A 20,482-nucleotide genomic window follows, 5' to 3' on the forward strand; every position below is an offset into this window, starting at 1 on the left:
CACAGCAGGTAGCGGCGCAGCACATCCCAGGCGATGTAGCTGCGGGCATGGCCCAGGTGGCAGAGGTCGTAGACCGTAACGCCGCAGCAGTAGATGCTCACCTGGCCCTGCACCAGGGGCTCAAACGGCTCGACGCGGCGGGTGAGGGTGTTGGTGAGCCGCAGGGTCACGGGTACTGCAAGGGGGGTTGGCGGCACCGTAAGCCTTTGCCAAAGTGACAGTTATGGCTGAGTTGCCGGTGAATCCGGGCCCGCGGGTAGAGGCGGCCCTGCAGGCGGGTCGGCTCCAGGAGGCCCGCAGTTTGGTGTTTCATTGGCTGCAGGCCTATCTGGCCGGCTTGCCTCCGCATCCCCTGCGCCAGCAGCTGCGCGAGCCGGAGTTGTGGAGCTGTCTGGCGGATGTGGTGGAGCGCACCAGCGACCAGTACCTGCTGGAGTTGTTCTGGCAGGCGATGGATCGGATTCAACCTGCTCCGCTGCCGCAGGACGCCGCGATCCCCCTGCTGGGGGTGCCGATCTTGAATCGCCCAGACCTGCTGGACCGGCTGTTGGCCAGCCTCGATCACCCAGTGCACACGCTGGCGATCGTGGACAACAGCTGTGGTACAGCCTGGGCCGATGAGATGCGCAGTGCCCTCGATTCACTCGCTTGTGATGGCCATCCACTGGTGGACACGGTGGAGGTGGCGCGGCCCTTTGCCAATGCCGGTGTTGCCGCCAGCTGGAATTTGATTTTGCGGGGTTTCCCCGATTCCGCTTCGGCTTTGTTGGTGAACAACGATGTGCAGTTCGCTCCCGGTGTGCTGGCCAGCGCTGTGAGGCGGCTGGAGGTGAGCGAGCCCCAGTTTTTGCCCCTGCTGCCCGCCCCTCAGGAGTTTTCGGCTTTTTGGATCACGGCAGCCTGTTGGGATCGCGTGGGTCTTTTTGATCCGGGATTTTTCCCGGCCTACTGCGAAGACCTCGACTTTCGCGACCGGTTGCGGGCCGATTCCTGGATTTGCTGGCCTGAAGCGGCCGATCTGCAGGCGCGCATGGCGGCTAGCAACCGCGAGCACAGCCTCACGATCACTAGCGATGCCGATTTTGCATCGCACAACCGATCCAGCTTCGCTTTGAACAGACTCTGGTATCTCAGCCATCGCCGACTTCGCCACGATCCGCGTGGCACCTGGCTGCGGCAATGGTTGGCCGAGTGGAAAGATTGAAGCTGGCCTCAACAATCTCGTCTTGCCAGTTTCGTCTCGCCTGGCAGCTCAGTCTCGCCTGGCAGGCCAGTTTCGCCTGATACCCCCCTCCCGATCGATTTCCTGAGCAGTTGATGAGCACAGAGCATTCGAGTCCGGGCGATGCCCTCAGACAGCAGCTCGATGATTGGCTGGCGCCCATCCTGGAGGAGCTGCAGCAGGCCGAGCTGGCCAACCAGTGGCCCCGGGTGGAGCAGCTGTGTAAGCAGGCTCTGCAGCGTGATGGCGAGAACTGGGGCCTTTGGCAACGGCTCGCGCAGAGCTATGAGGCCCGCAGCGAATTGGCTCAGGCTGAAACCCTCTGGCGTCATCTCACGCAGCGGTTCAGCAGTCGGCCGGAGCCCTACCTCGCCCTGGCTGCATTGCAGCGCCTGCGTGGGGCACCGGATGCGGCGCGGGTGGTGCTGGAGGAGGCGGAGCGCAGGGTGGGCAATTCCGATGCCCTGCGGCGGTCGTTGGGAGTGATCGACGACCCCTGGGCCCTGGGTGAGGCGGTTCCCCAGCTCGCCTCGGGAGCCTCTGCCCAGGAGCTGACTCGGGCTTTGCAGTTGGTGCAGCAACACCTGGAGGCCGGACGCTTTGCCGAAGCAGAGGCTGTGCTCGAACAGATCCTGAAAGCCAAGCCCCAAGCTGGGCGGGTTCACCTCAGCCTGGCCCAGCTGCGTCAGCGCCGCGGCGAGCCAGATTTGTTGATTGCTCAGTTGGAGCCCCTGCTGAGTGATCCACAGGTGGCAGCCGGTGTTCAGGAGCGCCTGCCGCTGACACTGTTGCTGGTGCGGGCTCTGCTGAGCCAGCAGCTCTGGTTGCGGGCTGATCTCGTGCTGGCGCCGCTGGCTGCGGATCCGGAATCCTGCGGGGTGGTGGAGTTGCTGCTCGCCCGGGCCGAGGTGGCCCTAGGCCGCGGCGATGAGCAGGCTGCCCAGCAGTGGCTGGAGCGTTGCCTGGCGTTGCAGCCGGCTCAAGCCACGGCGCACCGCTTGCTGGGGGTGGTGGCCCTGCGTTTGGGTGACTGGTCGTCGGCGATGGCCTCCTTCACCAATGCGCTCGCGCTCGAGCCCAACAACAACGAGATCGCTGAGATGCTGGAGAAGGCGAGGTTTGAGCAGCTCTGGTGGCGAGCTGAAACGGAGCTGAAGCGCGGGGCGTGGGCGGCAGCTGCGGAGTGTTACCGCCAGCTCCTCGAGAGCTCTCCGGGGCATGCAGACGCGCTGGCTCGCCTGGATCTGCTGGCCAGCCTTGGGCCGCAAGCCCTGGTGGAGGCTGCCGAATCCGGCCTGTCAACAGCGCCAGATTCAGCGGCAACGCAGCTGGATCAGTTCCGGGCGCAGCTTGATCGTTTCGAAGCTCAGCTGAAAATGCTGGGCGTGCTGATGGCGTCGCCTTCGGGACCTTGAGGGGCATCGACGGCTGGTCGTTCCTGTGAGGTGGCAGCGAACAACTGCTGTTGCAACGATCTCACTTCGGCTTGCATCTGCATCACCTGTTTCTGGCGCAGCGCCACCAATTGCTGCAGCTGCAAGCGTTTCTGGTGATCGCGGGAATCGCGGCTGGGTTGGTCCGGGGGTTGGTCCAGGGGTTGGTCAAGCTGGATCACCAGTTCTTCCAGCATCTGCCGTCCTAGATCCAGTGGACTGAGCAACTGCTGCAGTTGCCCCTGCCAGCGCTGCAGTCGGTTGTCCTGACGGCCGCCGGCCATCTCTTCAATCAGGCGTGTGAGGCCCTGGCTTAGGTCTGCGAGGGGGTTTAGGAGCTGTTCGAGCTCAAGGGCGATTCGATCGCGCTCGCGACGGCGGCCCACGGCCGCCTGATCCAGGCTGTTCACGCTGTGCTGCAGCAGCCGCTCAGCCCGCAGGAGTTGCTCGGCTGTCTGGTGCCAGAGAGGACTTGTCATGGGGAGCTGGGCGCAGGGCTGCGGGAAGCCGTCTTGAGATCAGAATGGCAGCTGAGCGCTTGGTGCCAGTGCTGTTGGTGCTGATCCAGCAGTTGCTCGAATTCCAGGCGCTCTCTGGCTCGGCGGTGCCTCACCAGGGTGGCCAGGCCGCCGTCCACAAGCTGTCGCCGCAGCCCCACCCCGCTCGGATCCAGCAGGCTGATCACGGCGTCGGCAAGGGCCTCGGGGTTGCTGGGGCGCAGCAGGCAGTTGCGGCCATCGCGGCAGAGCTGGTCGTTGAGCAGTCGTTGCTCGCAGACCAGCGGAACGCGCAGCGCCATTGCGGCTAATCGCCGCAGCCCGAAGCTGGCCTCCCCTGGGGGCGGGGCGAGCACAACCACCACAGGAGCAGCAGCCAGTGCGCTTTGCCACTGCGTCATGGGCCAGGGGCTGAGTTCGCTGCGGAAGCGCACACCGCGGCGGATCAGGCTTTGCTGCAGCGCAAGGCCCAGGGTGGCATTGGTGCTGGCGAGCAGCAGTACCTCCTGATCGGTTGTGGCTTGGCCCGGGGCTGGCAGGTCTTCCGGGTCAAGTGCCATCGGCAGGGTGTGGATCGGCTCGCGCAGCCGTTGGCCAGCAGCCAGTTGCTGGGCCACGGCCTCGCCCAGCGCCACCCGGATCGCCGGCCGCGTCAGAGCGCCGTGCCCCCAGCAGCGCAGGTCGCCACCCCAAAACACCTGCAGCCGCGGTCGCGAGGTGCTGGTGCCATACAGCCGATCGGCAGCGCGCCAATCAGCGGCATCACTCACCAGCACCAGCGCTGGATTGGGGTGGGGCTGTTGCCTGATCCAGCCCTCTTCCAGCAAGGGAAGCCAAGGTGAATGGGGCGGTAGCGCAACCTGCTTCGGCATCCAGATCTGTGCCCGTCGCTGGCCGTCGGCCCGGGCGTAGCGAAACAATTGGCTGAGTTTCAGGGCGCTGCTGCCATGGGATGGCTCAGCTGCCAGCATCTGAATTGGACCCATGAATGCAGCTGATGTGTCGGTCAATGCAGCCGCGGAGCGCTTACAACAGTTTCAAGCATTGCAAGAGCAGCTGGCGCAGGGCGATCGCGCCGCCGCAGCGGTCACGGCCCGCGCTTTGCTGACTGACTCCCTCCAGCCTCTGCAGCGCGCTCTGGTACTTCAGCGCCAGGGTGAGCTGTTGCGTGCGGAGGGCGATCGTGCGGCTGCTCAGCGCGTCTGGATGCAGAGCCTGGGATTGCGCTTCAGTCCGCAGGTGGCGTTTGCCCTGGCTGAGCTGAGCCTGTTGCCCGCGGTGCGCTGGCACGAACAACCGCAGTGGCAGTGGCTGGTTCGCCAGCTGCTGGATTGCGGCTACGGAGCGGAGTTGCTGCGATGGCTGCTCCATGTGCTGGACCAATACCCACTGGATCAACAACGCCAGCAGCTCCTGGAGGCACTGGAACGGGAGCATCAGCCGCTGCTGGAGCGTGATGCTGATTTCAGACGGCGATGGCAGCGCCTACGTCGCTGCGCTGGATTGCGGTGAGCGGCAGGCTGGCGGTGCACGCACCACGCCGCTCAGCCTGCTGCCTCATCCAGAGCAGGGCTGCGGCGGGGCTGCTCTGGTGTGGCAGGGCCGTCATCACTCGCCGGAGCCAGGCCGTTTGTGCCACCAGACAGCCCGGCTCTTGATGGTTGGGCTCACGCACGGGCATGGGCTGGCTGCCCAGCTGCCAGCCCAGTTGCAGCAGATCCACGCCGCCGGTGTCGAAGCAGCGCAGCACTGCAGGCAGCAGTGCCAATGGTGGCAGGGCCGTGGTGATCGGCCAGGCGAGATGCCCCTGCGCGACCTCGAGAGCACTGGCCCAGGCTGCGGCCACGGCACCCGCACCGTCGGAGGGATCGGCTGGGCGCGCCACCACTTCCCAGGGCAGCGATGGGGTTGGGCAGAGGCTGTCCGCGAGCTGTTGCAGCTGGGATTCCGGTGCAGCCAGCAGCAGGCTGAGTTTTGGGGCCTGCTCGCTTCCCGGCCACAGCGCCTTGCAGGCAGCTGTTGGCGTTTGGCTGGCAGCGGTATGACCGGCCGCTGCCAAGGGTGCTGCCAACGGTGCCGCTGCCGTGCAATCGAGGCTGGGCCAGCCCAGGGTCTGGGCACTGCTGATCAGCCATGGCAGCACCTCGGCTGGATCGCAGCCCAGCCCGACGGGAGCGGCTTGCAATACACCGCGCGGCAATAGGGCCCAACTGAATTGACCGGCGGGATCGAGGTAGCCGTGGGCGTTGATCAGGGCTGTGAGCCCTTCTGCCGTGGGAGGGAGCTGGCAAGCCTCGAGGCCGTCGAGCAGGTTGTCGCTGAGGCGCCAGGCACGGCCCACCAGCAACCGTTTGCGGTTGTTGGTGATGCTGCTGCAGAACGCGCTCAGGTTGGCGCAGAATTCAGTGCTGAGTAGGGCATCGGCGCTGGTAAACAGCAGCCAATCCTGTCGGGTTTGTTCGGCGCAGCAACGCAAGAGCTCACGGAGGCAGGGATCGTCGTTGGCGTTGGTGGCCACATCGGCGAGAACCTGCCGCTGGGGCTGTGGCGGCAGATCGCTCTCCCCGATCAGTAACTGATCCACATCGAGCGAGTCCCAATTGGCAGCTGCTCGGCGTAGTCGTTGGGGCCCCTCAACAGCCCCCGCTTGGGCGGCCCTGATGCCGGCGCAAAGAGTGAAGGCAGCCATTCCCAAACTTTATGTGCACCAGTCAGACTGGAGGGATTGCGGGCAATCACGTTATGGCCACCAAACCCGAGCTGAAGCTCACGCGTGAGCGTTCATCTGCTCAGACGACGGGGTTTGCCGGATCTGGAGGCGCTGTGGCGTTGATCAGTGTGCTGGTGCTGCTGGTGGTGGGGATTCAGTTGGGTGGGCTGCCCTGGCGTTACCGCAAGCAGTTGTGGCAGTTGCAGGGTGGTTTGGTGGGAGTGGCCGCGGGATTTGTGCTCGGGCGGTTTTCGCGTCCTAGTCCGCCACAATCGTAGGTAGTACGTGGCATATCTCTGAAGGAAAGTGCAGCATATAAGGCCCATCTTGTGGGCACCTCGAAAAATCGCAAGACCACTTGATAGCGACCGAACTTAAATTATACCAAGGCTTCAAGATTACATGCTTTTCGTTGGCCAGCGAGGTTTCTGGGACGAACAACAAAGAGTTGCAAAGCTCCAAGAGAAGAAGCCTATCCTGACGCATCTTACTGAATCGATTCCTTGGGAAACATTCCGCCCTTTACTGGATAAGGGCTACAGCCAGGAGTGCAAAAGCAATGCTGGCCGCAAACGGATAGATCCACTGATTCTTTTCAGGAAGCCGATGCTCCAGCAACTATTCAATTTAAGCGATGAAGAGGTCGAATTCCAAGTAAATGACCGTCGTTCCTTCGAGGAGTTTGCCGGCCTTGGTGTAATGAATAATATCCCTGATGCTACAATTGTGGCTTTCTTCAGAGAGCGCCTGCGCAAGGCTGGTGTAATCGAAGAGCTTTTTGAGATGTTTGAGGGATACCTGAGAGACCAGGGCCTCGAAGCCCGTGGTGGTCAAATCATTGATGCCACTCTTGTTCCTGTTCCAAAGCAACGTAATAACCGAGAAGAAAACAAAGGTATCAAGGCTGATCGCCTACCGGATGGATGGGATGAAAACCCAAATCGTTTGCAGCAGAAGGATTTATATGCCCGCTGGCTGAAAAAGAATGGGATCAATCACTACTGCTACAAGAACAGTATCTGCATTGATGCCGAGCACAGTTTTATCAGACGCTTTATCGTGACTCCAGCCAATATTCATGACAGTCAGATGCTTCCAATGCTCCTGGATCCGGAAAATCATGATGATTATGTCTGGGCAGATTCTGCCTATGCAGGCGAGTGCATTGAAGATCTGCTGAGCCTAGGTGGGTTTGAAGTCGCATCCATAAAAAGGGCTCGCGCAATCACCCTCTTAGCCAGGGCCGCCTAGAAGTGTGTCCATGGCGTGCTGGCGGGGCCTGACAGCATTGGCTTTGGTCGGCGGGAACGGCTCACCTCCATGTCCCAAATTCCAGACGCCGCAGCTGATCAGCTTGATTCCAGCGACTTAATCAGGGCCTCCTGAATAAAGCCAGACCAGTTGCGCCGCAATGGATCTGAGCAGTTTCGGGCGGTGAAATGTACGCAAATGGGGCCATTTGCGCCCAAAAACCGCCCAGAGTTTTCCACATGTATCGGCGCGAGCATCGTGATCAGCTCTCGTTCAAGGATTTCTTCCTGCCATTTGGTGGACAACTCTCAGGCGACAACCGCTGGATCAAGCTCGCCGAGCTGATCCCGTGGGACGAATTGGAAGATGACTATGCATCCAAGTTCTGCAAGGGGTTTGGTGCTCCAGCGAAGCCATTTCGTATGGCGCTGGGAGCTTTGATCATCAAAGCTCGCTTGGGGCTCACGGATGAAGAACTCGTTGAGCAGATCAAGGAGAATCCCTATCTCCAGTTCTTCATTGGCCTGAAAGGCTATCAGTATTCAGCACCATTTGATCCGTCGATGATGGTGTATTTCCGAAAACGGCTGCCGGAATCGGTGGTGAATGACTGCAATGAACGAATCGTGCGTCATGGTCTGAATGTGATCCGTTCTTCTGCAGTCAACGATCACGATGATGACGGTAACCAGGGAGGCGGAGACGCACGCCCAGCCGATCAGGAGGTTGGATCTAAAACAACACAGCCCAATCAGGGCTCTTTGCTGATTGATGCCACGTGTGTTCCGGCAGATATCCGCCACCCCACAGATCTCTCACTGCTCAATGTTGACGAAGTCTTCTCCGAAGGAGTAGCCCGTGAATTGACCGAGACACTGATCGATGCGATGCATTCGCAGGTCAGAGGGGCCTTTGGCCATAAGCCACGCACGCACCGCAAGCAAGCTAGGCAGCAGTTTCTAGCCGTGGCCAAGAATAAAAAGCCTCGAATCAACAAAATCCGTAAAGCGATCAGACAGCAGCTTGGTCATCTCAGGCGTAATCTGGCCAGTATTGACGCCCTAACCGCCTGTGGTGCAAGCTTTTTGGCGGCTGGGCGATATGCCTACCAGAAGCTGTTGATTGTCAGCGAGTTGGTCCGTCAGCAGACCATTCTTGACCAGTCTGACAGCAGAAGTATTCCTCACCGCATCGTTAGCCTTGGCCAGCCTCATGTCAGGCCGATAGTGCGTGGCAAGGCACGGTGCAATGTTGAGTTTGGAGCAAAGATCTCCATCTCGGTGACAGGTGAAGGCTTTACGTTCCTGGATCGACTAAGCTTAGACCCCTATATCGAAGGAGAAGACCTGAAAGCCCAAGCAAGGGCCTATCGCCGCCGTCATGGGCACTACCCCAAAGTGATCTGTGCTGATCAGATCTATCGAACTCGCGCCAATCGAGCCTTCTGCCTGCGCCATGGCATTCGCTTGAGTGTTCCAAGGCTCGGTCGACCCAAGAGCGATACAGAGTTATTGGCTTAAGAGAAGCGCCAGTTCCTGGACGATCAGAGGCAACGCAACGCCGTCGAGGGCAAGATCGGTCAGGGCAAACGACGGTTTGGATTGGGTCTGATCCGTGAGAAACTCGCTGTCACCCAGGGTTCAACCATTGCACTCAATGTGCTGGTGATGAACCTCGAGAAGCTGCTCGAGCTTCTTTTTGTCTTTTTTACGGCCTTGCTACGCCTTCTTCTGGTCAATGAAGGCAATCGGAGTATTCACACTGTGCCGCTGAAGCCTCAGATAGCTGCAGCGTGATGATCGGGCTGCGTGCTCAACCAAGATCCACTTTTGTTGAGGCTGCTCCCAGATTCACTTTTTCAGGAGTCCCTAATCAGCTTTCTCAAGGCCATCCCCGACGGACGCTTTCGTCGTGGTGTTCGCTACCCACAGTGGTTCCTGTTGTTGGTGGCGGTGCTCGGGATCTTGAGTGGCAGCAGGAGCTCCCGTGATCTGAAGGCGTTTGCTAAACGGCATCGGCAGGAGTTCAACCAGGCGCTGGGCATGGATTTCAAGCGTTGGCCGTCGGACGCCACCTTCCTGTACCTGTACCGCTTCGCGGAAGCCTGACGGCTACAAAAGGCTCATCTACAGACCTTTGGCGATGTGTTTCAGGCCTGGATGATCAGCCAGATCCCAGGCGGGGCCCAGGGTCTGGAGCAGCTGGTGTGCGACGGAAAGACGCTCAGAGGCTCAGCGGTGGAGACCGATGACGGCTGTCACCGGTTTGTCGCTCAAGTCACGGTCTATGCCCGGGCGCTCGGTGTCGCCCTGGCTCAGAAGTCCTACGACACCCACGAATCCAGTGAGAGGGCTGCGCTCAAAGAGCTTCTGAGCACCCTTGAGCTGGAGGGCACCTTGATCCAGGCGGATGCCCTGCACACCACGCAAGCGTTTTTCGCTGGTGCCTCTCCAAGGGCGCCGACGTGCTCTTGACGGTGTAGCCGAAGGCTTCTCCGAAGGAGTAAGGCAACCAGAAAACCCTGCACCGCCAGATCCAGTGCCAGTTCCAGGGCAAGCGTCACATCCCTTTCACCGCAACGGCTCAGGGCAAAAAGCATGGCCGGGACACCATCTGGGAGATGCGGGCCCTAGCCGAAGGCTTCCGCAACGCGGTAGGAAGCTCCGGATCACATCAGAGCGAACTGGCCAGGCATCAGCTGGATCATCGAGATGATCAGCACCACCGTGACCCGCAGAGGCATGCAGGTGCCACGTTCCCACTACTTCCTCACAAGCCTGAGGACAAAGCCAGAGGCACTGCTACGACTGATCCGCCAGCGCTGGAGCATTGAAAACGAGTGGCACTGGCCGCGGGATACGCAACTGCACGAGGACGCCCACCGCTACGCAAACCGCAACGGAGCGCCGCTGTTTGCGTTCCTGCGCACAGTGGTCATGTAGACGCAGTCGGCCGGAGGCCATACCTGCTGCGCAACGGCGGCTACCGCTCAGTTCACGCGGGCCAGCAGGAACTGAGCCACAACATCAGCGGAATCCTCGCACTGGGAGGCGTGGCAGCGAGCACGGAATGAAATTACTTTTAGGCGGCACTGACCTCTTAGCGAAGCAGCCAAAGAGCGCAATTCCGTTAGGGAGAGACTGGATAACCCGGGACATCGCCCAAGGCAGGGACTGAGACTTATGCCCCTGCCTTAACGGCGATTTCTCAACAGCAGGTTGCCCAGGCCTTCCGTAGGTCGTCAATTCGTGCTTGTGTAGAACACGTTTTTAGCTCCATGACAACCTCAATGGGCGGAAAGTTGACACGAAAGATTGGCCTTGAAAGAAATAAAGCCTGGTGGGTCCTATAAAATCTAACATTTAATTTCCTGCGCTGTTTCCAACGACAAACTAACGCCCTGGCTATTGCCTAAGCAGTATCTGATGCGAATTAATCTGCCGCCAAATTGTATTGCTAGCGCAATCATGATCTGCTGCGACGATGCCGAATGGCATTTTTTATGGTGATCAGAGGCTGGCAAATCCCTCATATTTCGAGGTACCCATATCAAGCTTTCTGCTCTTTGTCTAAGACGATTCGCCCTCGACCCTCACGTACGCCGAGAAGGCGTTTTTGCGCGCCTGCTTTATATCGATAGCATTGAGCGAGACATTGGTATATCTTTTGCCACCCCTATTAACCCGCAAATAAAGGGTTTGAAGGTCGGCGTATTTGATCACATACGCCTGGCCATTGAGTGTCGATTCTTTGACTTCTATTTTTGGCATCGAGATCAAGAACTGGTGCTGGAACAGACCAACCTCTGTTCCAACCCCTATCTCCTCAGGTCAGGCGTAGACCGATTTTAACGTCGATCGGGTGCCTGTTCCAATCTATGTTCCAACCCTAAAAGCATGACACACTAGGTCAAGCCATTTTCGTGGGTGGCCAACGGAGGTCTGCCGTGTAAGGGAGTGATTTTACGCGGCTCCCGCCAGGGGGATCAGCCGGCCTCGATGGCCTCGATCACGCCATCGCGCACCAGCACAGCCGCCTGCAACTTCTCAACCAGGTTGTCGCCCACCTGCACATCGCAGACGCTCTCAATCTGGCCTTGCTCCACGATTTGCTCCATTTCCAGTTCGCGCACCTGGCGCTGCTGCTCCAGCATCTGGCGCTTCTGCTCCTCCAGCTCGGCGCGCTTTGCCGCCACCTGCTGCTGCACTGAAGCCACCTGCTCCTGCACCCGGGGGTCAAGGGGGTTGGCGCTCTGGCGGCGGATCTCGTCTACCAGCTGCTGACCCTCCTGCTCTAGCTGGGACAGCTGGGCGTCGACATTGGCGATGGCATTGCTTAGCTCTCGCTCGGCGTCCTCCTTCCAACGGGGGGTAACCACGGCACGCACGGTGATGGTGCGTTTGATCGTGAGGGAGCCGTCAGCCATGGGGGGAGTAAATCAGCGCTAAGGCTGTCAGCAGGGCGCGCCGGGGTCAACCGCCGGTTCGCCGCACCGCACTGCACCGCACCCACAAGCCTCAGCGGGGTGCGTAGATCGCCTCAATCGCCGCAGCGTCGCGGGCCGTAATCCGGTCGCGGCGCTGCTTGAGGGTCTGGGTGAGCAGACCGTTGTCGAGCGTGAATGGCTCCACCAAGGCCACTCCGCTAAGGCGTTCGTCGGGGCGGGAGCCGGGGCGGGCGGCCAGCAGCCGGTTGCACTCCCGCGTCAGAGCCCGCAACAGGGCCAGATCGCTTGACTCCGCCGCCTCCTTGGGCACCACCAGGGCGCCAAGCTGCTTGCGGTCCTGGCCCACCACCAGCACCTGCTCGATCAAGGGGCTGGCCACCAGGGCCTCCTCGAGGGGGCCGGGCTCGATGTTTTCGCCGCTGCTGAGCACGATCGTGTCCTTGGCCCGGCCGGTGAGCACCAGGGAGCCATCGGGCAGCAGGTGGCCCAGATCGCCGGTATCAAACCAGCCTTCGCCGTCAAGCACGGCTGCGCTGGCCTCCGGCTTGCCCCAGTAGCCCGCCATCACCTGGGGGCCGCGGGCCAGCACCCGGCCCCGCTGCCCCAGGGCCAGCAGCTCGCCGGATTCGGGATCAACGATCCGCAGGCTGGTGCCCGCCAGGGGCTGGCCGGAGCTGCCGCGGCGGTTGACCCAACGGCGCCGGCAGGTGAGCACGGGACTGGTTTCGGTGAGGCCGTAGCCCACCAGCAGCTCGATGCCGATGGCCTCGAAGAAGCCATCCACGTGCATGGCCAGAGCACCGCCACCACTGATCGCCGTGCGCAGCCGGCCGCCCACCAGCTGCTGGCGCAGCTTCGGCCAGAGCAACGACGCCGCCAGCCGGTGCAGGGGCCAGCGCAGCAAGGCCAGCCCCGCGGCGCCGAGCCGGGACGGCCAGGCCTCCGGCGCAAGGGTGAGATCGAGGGCCTGGCGGCGGCAGCGGCCAAAAGCGCGGCTATTGGCCAGGGCCGCGCCCAGCAGCCGCTGGCGCGAGGCCGGCATGGCCGCCAGGGCATCGTCAAAGCCAGAGAGCAGTGCCTCCCACAGCCTCGGCACACTTATCAAATAGTGGGGTTTTACCCGCTGCAGGTCGGCGCGCAGCTGCTTGAGGGTTGTGTAGGTCTGGCGGCAGCCGCAGGCCAGCAGGAAATACTCAGCGCTGCGCTCGTAGGAGTGCCAGATCGGCAGCACGCTCACCACCCGGTCGCCGGGCTGGGGTGCCACGGCCACCCCCAGGTGGCGCAGCTGGTGCAGCAAGTTTGAGTGGCTCAGGGGCACACCCTTGGGCTGGCCCGTGGTGCCAGAGGTGTACAAAATCGTGGCGAGGCGGGCCCCAGCAGCCGGCGGTGGCGGGGCCGGCGTGCCGCAGGCCAACGCCGCCGCCCCGCGCTCGAGCAGTTCGCCCCAACTGAAACAGGCCCCTGGCGCCGAACCCGCATCCCTTTCCCCCTCCAACAGCACCACAAAGCGCAAGCGCGCCCTTGCCTCAGTGGAGAGGTTCAGCTTGGCCAGCAGGGCGGCCGACTCCACCACCAAGCCGCAAGCGCTGGAATCTTCAAGGATGTACGCCAGCTCCTCCACAGGAGCGGCGCTGCCTCGCACCGCATCAGCGGCTCCGGCCCGCATCAGTCCCTGGTCGGCCTGCAGCCAGCGGGGACCGTTTTCAGCAAATAGGGCCACCACCTCGCCAGCGCCCACACCCAGGCCGGCAAAGGCCGCCGCGGCCTGCTCGATGCGCTGCTGCAGCTGGCGGTAGCTGAGCTGCTCGGGCGTGGCCGCATGGGGAGCCTCCAGGGCCAGTGCCTCGCCGTGGCGCGCCGCGAGCACTGGCCAGAGCTGCTCCAGGCCGGTGAGGCCGCTCCAGTCGGCACGCTCGGCCAGGGCCTGGCGATCGCGGCGACTGCCGCTCCAATGGATTTCAGCGGGGGAGGCGGCGCGGGCCACGGCGGTGGAAGCGGTAGGGCTTGCCAGCAGTGTTAACACCCTTTGGACTGGCGCCCGCGACCTAACGGCGCCAGGAAGGGACCTGTTTATTGCTCCTGCCGCCAGCGGCGCACCACCAGTTCAGGGCTCTGGTGGTCAAGATCCACTGCGGCTCAGCAGTCACAGCTTGAACACCCCGTCCTGGGGATTTGATGGCCGCAGCACCAGGCCGAAACGGCTGGCAAAAGCATCCAGCAGGGGCTGGCGCAGCTGCTGGGCGTTGAGCTGCGGCCGCCAATCCACCAGACGCCCCACGGGCCGATCACCGAGTCCACAGGGCACCACTGCCGCAAAGCCAGCCAGGTCGCAATCCACATTCAGGGCCAGGCCGTGCTGGCTGATCCAGCGCCTGGCCCCCACACCGATCGCCGCCAGCTTGCGGCCCTCCAGCCAAACCCCGGTGAGCCCATCGATCCGCTCGCCCTGCAGATCCAGACCCGCCATCACATCGATCACAACTTGCTCGAGTTGGCGCAGATACAGGTGCAGGTCAGCGCCGTGGCGCTGCAAATTCAGCACCGGGTAGAGCACCAGCTGGCCCGGGGCGTGGTGGGTCACCTCGCCGCCGCGGTCAATGCGGTGCAGGGGCAGGGGCGGTGCGGCGGGATCGAAGCGCAGAAAGGCCTCCGATGCGCCGCGGCCCAGGGTGTAGCAGGGCTCATGCTCAAGCAGGACCACGGTGTCAGGGCCCTCGGGATAGTCCAGCAGCCGCTGCTGCAGCTGGCGCTGGACCGCCCAGGCCCGTTCAAACGGCACCGGGACCGTCGCTTCAAAAAGGATTGCATCGAGGTTGGGGGATATCACAAGCCGTTCTTAGCGTTGGTGCACCAGAAGACCGGAGGCGGTTGCCATCTGATGAAACTGCTGATCCATGGCCGCAATCTTGACGTCACTCCCGCCATTCGGGAGTACACCGAAACCAAGCTGACCCGCGCCATTCACCACTTTGAGGGCCTTGTTAAAGAGGCCGATGTGCACCTGTCGGTGGCCCGCAATCCCCGGGTACCGCAGCAAACGGTTGAAGTCACGATGTTTGCCAATGGCACCGTGATCCGCGCCCAGGAGCGCAGCGACAACCTCTACGCCAGCATCGACCTGGTGGCCAGCAAGCTCAGCCGCCAGCTGCTCCGCTACAAGGACCGCATCCAGGAGCAGGCCCAGGGGCCGGTGCATCGCTCCGCCCGCGATGAGGAGGCCGGCGCCGCCGCCAATCTGCCGGCACCTGGTAGCAGCTTGGTGGACGGCAAGGAGCCCGAACTGCCCAGCCGGGGCGTACGGCGCAAGTACTACGACATGCCCTCGATGAGCATCGACGATGCCCTGCACCAGCTGGAGCTGATCGACCACGACTTCTACGTCTTCCGCGACGCCGAAAGTGGCCAGATCCAAGTGGTTTATCACCGCAACCATGGCGGCTTCGGGGTGATCCAGGCCAAAGACGCGTGAGCGCCGACCGGCCCGACCTAGCCCCCCTGATCGACCACGCCCTGCTGGATCCCCACCACGGCAGCAGCGCGGTGCGCCAGTGCTGCGAGGAAGCCCGCCATTTCGGCTTTGCCGGGGTGTGCGTGGCCTCCCGCTGGGTGGCCAGCGCCAGGGAGCAGCTGCCCCTTGAGGGCAAGGGCGCCAGCCCCCAACTGATCGCCGTGGTGGGCTTCCCCTTCGGCGCCGTGCCTGCGGCGGTGAAGCTGGCCGAAGCGGTGGCAGCGGCTGAGGCCGGCGCCGACGAACTGGATGTGGTGCCCGATTTCGGCGCCCTGGCGGACCGCCAGAGCACGCCGATCCACGACGAACTCGCCGCCATCTGCGAGCTGGGCCTGCCGGTGAAGGTGATCCTGGAGGTGGGCAGGCTCGATCCAGACGCCCTGGCCCTGCTGGTGGAGATCAGCATTGATGCCGGCGCCCGCTTCCTCAAAAGCGGCAGCGGCTTCGGGCCGGCGGTAACGGTGGACCACATTGAACAGCTGCGCCAGCTGGCCCGCGGTCGGGCAGCCATCAAGGCCTCCGGTGGCATCGCCAACCTGGAGCATGCCCTTGCCCTGGTTGAGGCTGGCGCCACCCGGCTCGGCACCAGCCGCGGCGTGGCCCTGGCCCAGGCGATGCGGGGCTGAAGCAACCGTGCCGGAGCAAAGCCTCGAAGGGTTGGCGCTGAGCTGCCGGCCCCTGGGCGAAAACGACAGGCTGCTCACCCTGCTCAGCGACGAGGAGGGGGTGGTGCGGCTGGCCGTGCCGGGGGCGCGCAGACCCCGCAGCAGCCTGGCCGCCGCCGTGCCCCTGAGCCATCTACGCCTGCAGGTGGGCGGTCGCAGCGGCCTGAGGCGGGTGCGTCAACTGAAGGTGCTGCGCAGCTACAGCGGCCTGGCCCAGCAGCTGGAGGCCCTCGCCGCCGCCCAGGCCCTGATGGAGCTCTGTCTGGCCCTGGTGCCAAGCGACGCACCTTCCGCAGGCATCCTGGGCGACCTACTGATGCAGCTGGGCCGCCTCGACGCCCTGGTGCGGGAGCGGGGCTGCGACCTAGAAGCCTTGGCAATCGCGGTGCAGGGCAGCGTCCACCTACTGGCCCTCGGCGGCTACGCCTTACCCCTGGGCTGCTGCAGCCGCAGTGGCGAGCCCCTGGATCCGCCCGTGGGCGATTGGGATTGGCGCTGCAGCCTGGTGCCGAGCGAGGGGTTGGTGATCGGAGGCGTGCCGGGGGCACGGGTAGTGCTCAATGCATCCGAACTGGCCCTGCTGCAACGGCTGCTGCGGCCCAACCTGCCCCGCCGGCGCGATGGCGAACTGATGGGCCCCCTGCCGGTGTGGCTGCACCTGCTGGAACTGGTGGAACATTGGTGCCAGGAGCATCTCAGCCGCAAACCCCGGGCTTTCCGGCTGCTGCGCACCGGCCTGGCAGCCGGGACTGCGCCATCATGACGAGCCAGCAGCAATTCGAGCCAGTTTGAGCGGCAGTTCCAACGCCACCGGATTGCAGGGCGTTCTGGCGCTGCCCGATTTCCGCTGGCTCTGGCTTGGCCAGATCTTTTCCCAGCTGGCAGATAAGTTTTACATCGTTCTGATGGTGTTCCTGATCGCCCAGACCTGGGTGAAGGGAACGCCTGAGGCCAACCCAGCCCTGGCGGAAGCCGCCTCGGCAATCCGGCTGGACCTGCCCGAGACCCGGGCCCAGATGATCACCCTGCTGGCCACGGGGATCTACGTGGCCAACACAATTCCAGCCATGCTGCTGGGCACTTTCGCCGGGGTCTGGGCCGACCGCTGGCCCAAGCGGGGCGTGATGGTGGCCTCCAACGGCCTGCGGGCGTTGCTGGTCTTGCTAGCTCCCCTATGCCTGGTGGAGGGCCCCGAGTGGCTGGGGCTGAGCTGGGGCTACTGGGGGCTGGTGCTGATGACCTTTTTCGAGTCGGTGCTCACCCAATTTTTTGCGCCGGCCGAACAAGCAGCCCTACCCCAGTTGGTGCCAAGCGACCAGCTGCTCGCAGCAAACTCGCTTTATCAGGCCACCAGCATGGCCGCCACGATCGTGGGCTTTGCCCTGGGTGATCCGATCCTGCGGCTCCTAAACCTGGGCCTGCAACGAATCGGCATCAGCGGCGGTGAATTTTTGCTGCTGCCGCTTTGCTATGGCCTGGCGGCCGTAGCCATCAGCCGAATACGCTGGCAGGAGCCGCCTCGGGCGCCGAGCCGCACAACCGTGTGGCAAGAGATCGGCGAGGGGCTTCAGGTGCTGCGGGAGCGGCCGCGGGTGTTCAGCGCCATGGTGCAGCTGGTGTTGCTCTACAGCCTGCTTGCCGCCCTTTACGTGCTGGCGATCAGCCTGGCGGCAGCTATCCCCGGGCTTGGCCCCACCCAGTTTGGAACCCTGCTGGCGATGAGCGGCCTGGGCCTGGCCATTGGGGCCCTGGCCGTGGCCCAGCTGGGCCAGGGGCTCAACCGCCGCCACCTGGCTGCCACGGGTCTGGGCACGATCGGCTGGAGCCTGGTGCTGCTGGGTCAGTTGCGCGGCAATTTGGTGTTCACCTTGCTGCTCTGCGGCGTGCTGGGGGTGGGCTCAGCCCTGCTGGCGATTCCCGCCCAAACCACAATCCAGGAAGAAACACCCGAAGAGCTGCGCGGCAAGGTGTTTGGCCTGCAAAACAACCTGATCAACGTGGCCCTGAGCCTGCCTTTGGTGCTGGCCGGGGCGGTGGTGAGCAGATACGGCCTGCTGCCTGTGCTTTGGGGCCTGGCAGCCATTGCCTTGGTGGCGGCCTTATTGGAGCGTCCCTGGAAGCGCTGGTAGCGTGGGCCTCCGGACGCGCGAGCCCTGGTGGCCCACATTGCCTGGCTGGGCAAGAAAACACCGTTCTGCGGCAACGTCACCTACGGACTGAGCACGACCCACGCGCTGCGCAGCCGCGGCCATGGCATCAGCTTTATCCACTTCGACACACCCCCCGGCAGCCTGGCTCGCTCCAGCGATGCCCTGCCGGACGCTGACAACCAGGGCGACAGCAATGGCGGCGGCCCGGAAGTGGCCCTGCCCTATCTGGTGAAGTCTCAGGTGTACACGATTCCATCGCTGGGGGCCCAGCGGGAATTGCGCGAATCCCTGGAGAGACTCAAGCCCGACCTGGTGCACGCCAGCCTCACCCTGTCCCCCCTCGATTTCCGCCTACCCGATCTCTGCCAGCAGCTGGGGCTGCCGGTGGTGGCCACCTTTCATCCGGCCTTCGATGCCAGCTTGCGCAACCTCACCGCCGGCACCCAGCAGCTCACTTACCAGCTCTATGGACCCACCCTGGCCAAATTTGATCGGGTGATCGTGTTTTCGGAGCTGCAGGCGGAGATGCTGCTGCGCCTGGGGGTGCGGGCCGAGCGGCTGGCCGTGATCCCCAACGGCGTCGACACCACCATGTGGCAGCCGGCATCGCTGGCCGCCGCTGCCAGCCCAGACCTGCAGGAGCTGCGCCAGCGCTTTGCGGGCCGGCGCGTCTTCCTGTACATGGGCCGGGTGGCCACTGAGAAAAACGTCGAGGCCCTGATCAAGGCCTGGCGCCTAGTGCGACCCGCCGGCTGCGTGCTGGTGATCGTGGGCGATGGCCCCCTGCGCAGTGCGCTGCAGGCCCCTGGAGATGAACCAGATCTGGTGTGGTGGGGCTATGAGCCCAGCCTGGAGCGACGCGTGGCCTTCCAGCAGCTAGCCGAGGTTTTCCTGCTTCCCTCCCTGGTGGAGGGACTGAGCCTGGCCCTACTGGAGGCCATGGCCAGCGGCACCGCGTGCATCGCCACCGACGCCGGCGCCGACGGCGAGGTACTGGAGGGAGGCGCCGGCATCGTGATCAGTACCCAGGGCGTCACCACCCAGCTGCGCACCTTGATCCCGGTGCTGCGCGATCAGCCGGTGCTTACCGCCGAGCTGGGCCGCCGGGCCCGGGAGCGGGCCCTGGAGCGCTACACACTTGAGGGCAACATCGACGCCCTCGAGAAGCTCTACGCCCAGCTCATACCCCAGCGCTCACTGGTGGCATAAGAGCTCTCTACAGCAGGCCGCAAACGCCGCAACCGGATCTGGCGCCGCCGTGATCGGCCGGCCGATCACCAGCTGGCTGGCACCGGCGGCGACGGCCTGGGCGGGCGTCAGCACCCGCTGCTGATCCCCCAGGGCCGCTCCAGCCGGGCGGATGCCGGGGGTCACCAGGGCAAAGGGCTCCTGGTGGGCAGCCCGCAGGGCGGCCACCTCCAGCGGGGAGCAGACGCAGCCGCCGATGCCAGCCGCCGCCGCCAGCTGGGCCAGCCGTGGCACGTAGGCGGACAACGGTTCCTCAATGGCCAGCTCGGATGCAAAACGGGCCTGCTCCCAGCTGGTAAGCACCGTCACCGCCAGCAGGGTGGGGGCAGGCAGGCCTACCGCCGCAGCCGACTCCAGCGCCGCCGCCTGGGCCGCGCCAAGGGCCACGCTGCCAGCGCTGGCATGCACCGTGATCAGCTCTGCACCGAGGCGGGCGGCGCTGCGGCAGGCGCCGGCCATGGTGGCCGGGATGTCGTGGAACTTGAGATCGAGGAACACCCGTTTGCCCTGATCGCGCAGCTGCTGGACCACCGCCGGCCCGCCAGCCACGAACAGCTCCAGGCCCACCTTCACCCAGCGCAGCTCAGGCACGGCAGACGCAAAGGCCATGGCCTGCTCTGGCGCCATGCCATCGAGGGCCACGATGATTTGATCACTGGGCTCAAGCAAGGGCCGCTGGCAGCTTGCTTGCAGGCTAGGCAGAGCGTCTCCCAGACGACATGGCGATGGCATCAGCGCTGCATTGAGGGCCCTATGCCAGCGCCCAGGCTTGGGCAGTGCGAGCCGTGGCCATGGCCTTCTCCGATTCCACTCCCCTGCCGGTGACCCTCAACTTTGAGCCGGGCGCCTGCTGCCCCCTACCTGCCTGGCACCCCTGGGGCGATGCTGGCATCACCATTCCCTGCGGCAGTTCCAGTGATGCAGCTGCAGCCCAGGGCCCGAGCTGGGACGATCTACTGGGCACCAGGTAGGAGCTGCAGGGTAGTAGCGCTCAGCCCGCCACCAGCCTCCGAAAGGTCTTCTTGCCCAGCTGCAGCACCTTGCCGGCGAGGACCTCCGGGCCGGCAAACTCCTGGTTGGGATCGGCGAGCTTTTCGCCATCGAGCTTGACGCCGCCGCCCTGGATCTGGCGGCGGGCTTCGCTGCTGCTGGCGCAGAGGCCCACAGCACTTAGTAGGTAGAAGGCCTTGGCGGGGAAATTCACCGCCGCCAGCGAGGCCTCCGGCACCTCGGCGGCGGCGGCACCGCTACCCGCGGCACCGGCCACAAGCTTGGCTGCATCCACCTGGGCCGCCGCCGCCGCAGGCCCGCCATGGCGGGCCTGGGTGATCTCCAGAGCCATCAGCTTCTG

22 protein-coding genes and 2 pseudogenes are annotated in these 20,482 nt (G+C 63.8%); 15 read left to right on the forward strand and 9 right to left on the reverse strand.

Features of this window, described 5'->3' with window-relative positions:
- Positions 1-170: pseudogene (locus KBY74_RS08425) on the reverse strand (cysteine--tRNA ligase); the annotation flags it as partial.
- Positions 171-223: 53 nt separating this feature from the next.
- Between KBY74_RS08425 and KBY74_RS08430 the strand changes: the two are divergent.
- The gene (locus tag KBY74_RS08430) at positions 224-1,204 is read left to right on the forward strand and encodes a glycosyltransferase family 2 protein (protein ID WP_254942315.1); all 981 of its coding nucleotides are present in this window, start codon (positions 224-226) and stop codon (positions 1,202-1,204) included.
- 113 nt (positions 1,205-1,317) lie between these two features.
- The gene (locus tag KBY74_RS08435; protein WP_254929514.1) at positions 1,318-2,637 is read left to right on the forward strand and encodes a tetratricopeptide repeat protein; all 1,320 of its coding nucleotides are present in this window, start codon (positions 1,318-1,320) and stop codon (positions 2,635-2,637) included.
- On the opposite strand, the gene KBY74_RS08440 is transcribed toward KBY74_RS08435, so the two are convergent.
- On the reverse strand, positions 2,589-3,134 hold the full coding sequence (locus KBY74_RS08440) for a hypothetical protein (protein ID WP_254929515.1): 546 nt from the start codon (positions 3,132-3,134) through the stop codon (positions 2,589-2,591). The two genes, KBY74_RS08435 and KBY74_RS08440, sit on opposite strands and share 49 nt — an antisense overlap.
- On the reverse strand, positions 3,131-4,138 hold the full coding sequence (locus KBY74_RS08445) for a glycosyltransferase (protein ID WP_254929516.1): 1,008 nt from the start codon (positions 4,136-4,138) through the stop codon (positions 3,131-3,133). Before KBY74_RS08445 ends, KBY74_RS08440 begins: the two co-directional genes overlap by 4 nt.
- On the opposite strand from KBY74_RS08445, the gene KBY74_RS08450 reads away from it, so the two are divergent.
- On the forward strand, positions 4,137-4,664 hold the full coding sequence (locus KBY74_RS08450) for a hypothetical protein (protein WP_254929517.1): 528 nt from the start codon (positions 4,137-4,139) through the stop codon (positions 4,662-4,664). The genes KBY74_RS08445 and KBY74_RS08450 overlap by 2 nt on opposite strands.
- On the opposite strand, the gene KBY74_RS08455 is transcribed toward KBY74_RS08450, so the two are convergent.
- A complete protein-coding gene (locus tag KBY74_RS08455; protein ID WP_254942316.1) occupies positions 4,618-5,841 on the reverse strand; it encodes a hypothetical protein in 1,224 nt (407 codons plus the stop codon). The genes KBY74_RS08450 and KBY74_RS08455 overlap by 47 nt on opposite strands.
- A 53-nt stretch (positions 5,842-5,894) precedes the next feature.
- Here KBY74_RS08455 and KBY74_RS08460 point away from each other — a divergent pair, with 53 nt between their 5' ends.
- The 6 genes and pseudogenes from KBY74_RS08460 (at position 5,895) to KBY74_RS08485 (ending at position 10,055) form a co-directional block, all read left to right on the forward strand.
- Positions 5,895-6,140 (forward strand): hypothetical protein, encoded by a 246-nt coding sequence (locus tag KBY74_RS08460; RefSeq protein WP_254929519.1) that lies wholly within the window; start codon positions 5,895-5,897, stop codon positions 6,138-6,140.
- Positions 6,141-6,264: 124 nt separating this feature from the next.
- Positions 6,265-7,113: an IS5 family transposase gene (locus tag KBY74_RS08465; protein WP_254942317.1), complete on the forward strand. Its 849-nt coding sequence runs from the start codon at positions 6,265-6,267 to the stop codon at positions 7,111-7,113.
- Positions 7,114-7,352: 239 nt separating this feature from the next.
- Positions 7,353-8,909, forward strand: a pseudogene (locus tag KBY74_RS08470) (IS5 family transposase).
- 36 nt (positions 8,910-8,945) lie between these two features.
- Positions 8,946-9,221 (forward strand): transposase family protein, encoded by a 276-nt coding sequence (locus tag KBY74_RS08475; protein ID WP_254942318.1) that lies wholly within the window; start codon positions 8,946-8,948, stop codon positions 9,219-9,221.
- A gap of 51 nt (positions 9,222-9,272) precedes the next feature.
- Positions 9,273-9,587 (forward strand): hypothetical protein, encoded by a 315-nt coding sequence (locus tag KBY74_RS08480; protein WP_254942319.1) that lies wholly within the window; start codon positions 9,273-9,275, stop codon positions 9,585-9,587.
- A gap of 237 nt (positions 9,588-9,824) precedes the next feature.
- Positions 9,825-10,055 carry a transposase gene (locus KBY74_RS08485; protein WP_254942320.1) on the forward strand — a complete coding sequence of 77 codons (231 nt, stop codon included), beginning with the start codon at positions 9,825-9,827 and terminating at the stop codon, positions 10,053-10,055.
- Positions 10,056-11,098: 1,043 nt separating this feature from the next.
- Here the strand turns inward: KBY74_RS08485 and KBY74_RS08490 are convergent.
- From KBY74_RS08490 to lipB, 3 genes are all read right to left on the reverse strand, one after another.
- On the reverse strand, positions 11,099-11,539 hold the full coding sequence (locus tag KBY74_RS08490) for a YlqD family protein (RefSeq protein WP_106502263.1): 441 nt from the start codon (positions 11,537-11,539) through the stop codon (positions 11,099-11,101).
- 91 nt (positions 11,540-11,630) lie between these two features.
- Positions 11,631-13,544 (reverse strand): AMP-binding protein, encoded by a 1,914-nt coding sequence (locus tag KBY74_RS08495; RefSeq protein ID WP_254942321.1) that lies wholly within the window; start codon positions 13,542-13,544, stop codon positions 11,631-11,633.
- Positions 13,545-13,703: 159 nt separating this feature from the next.
- Positions 13,704-14,384: a lipoyl(octanoyl) transferase LipB gene (lipB, locus tag KBY74_RS08500; protein WP_254942328.1), complete on the reverse strand. Its 681-nt coding sequence runs from the start codon at positions 14,382-14,384 to the stop codon at positions 13,704-13,706.
- A 54-nt stretch (positions 14,385-14,438) separates the two neighbouring features.
- Here lipB and hpf point away from each other — a divergent pair, with 54 nt between their 5' ends.
- From hpf to KBY74_RS08525, 5 genes are read left to right on the forward strand one after another with little or no spacing between them, the layout of a single operon-like run.
- Positions 14,439-15,029, forward strand: coding sequence for a ribosome hibernation-promoting factor, HPF/YfiA family (gene hpf, locus KBY74_RS08505; protein WP_106502264.1), 591 nt, complete (start codon positions 14,439-14,441; stop codon positions 15,027-15,029).
- A complete protein-coding gene (gene deoC / locus KBY74_RS08510) occupies positions 15,026-15,694 on the forward strand; it encodes a deoxyribose-phosphate aldolase (protein WP_254937484.1) in 669 nt (222 codons plus the stop codon). The genes hpf and deoC overlap by 4 nt, the downstream gene beginning before the upstream one ends.
- A 7-nt stretch (positions 15,695-15,701) precedes the next feature.
- Positions 15,702-16,496: a DNA repair protein RecO gene (recO, locus tag KBY74_RS08515; protein WP_254942322.1), complete on the forward strand. Its 795-nt coding sequence runs from the start codon at positions 15,702-15,704 to the stop codon at positions 16,494-16,496.
- Positions 16,497-16,521: 25 nt separating this feature from the next.
- On the forward strand, positions 16,522-17,862 hold the full coding sequence (locus KBY74_RS08520) for an MFS transporter (RefSeq protein ID WP_254942323.1): 1,341 nt from the start codon (positions 16,522-16,524) through the stop codon (positions 17,860-17,862).
- A 27-nt stretch (positions 17,863-17,889) separates the two neighbouring features.
- Complete coding sequence (locus tag KBY74_RS08525; RefSeq protein WP_254942324.1) at positions 17,890-19,092, forward strand: glycosyltransferase family 4 protein; 1,203 nt, start codon at positions 17,890-17,892, stop codon at positions 19,090-19,092.
- Here the strand turns inward: KBY74_RS08525 and pyrF are convergent.
- Positions 19,078-19,800 (reverse strand): orotidine-5'-phosphate decarboxylase, encoded by a 723-nt coding sequence (pyrF, locus tag KBY74_RS08530; protein ID WP_254942325.1) that lies wholly within the window; start codon positions 19,798-19,800, stop codon positions 19,078-19,080. The two genes, KBY74_RS08525 and pyrF, sit on opposite strands and share 15 nt — an antisense overlap.
- Before the next feature lie 122 nt (positions 19,801-19,922).
- Between pyrF and KBY74_RS08535 the strand changes: the two genes are divergently transcribed.
- Positions 19,923-20,102: a hypothetical protein gene (locus KBY74_RS08535; RefSeq protein WP_254942326.1), complete on the forward strand. Its 180-nt coding sequence runs from the start codon at positions 19,923-19,925 to the stop codon at positions 20,100-20,102.
- A 20-nt stretch (positions 20,103-20,122) separates the two neighbouring features.
- On the opposite strand, the gene KBY74_RS08540 is transcribed toward KBY74_RS08535, so the two are convergent.
- On the reverse strand, positions 20,123-20,482 hold a 360-nt coding region (locus tag KBY74_RS08540), incomplete at its 5' end, for a S4 domain-containing protein (RefSeq protein ID WP_254942327.1).

It is taken from the genome of Cyanobium sp. A1C-AMD (assembly GCF_024346495.1).
Lineage (GTDB): Bacteria > Cyanobacteriota > Cyanobacteriia > PCC-6307 > Cyanobiaceae > Cyanobium_A > Cyanobium_A usitatum.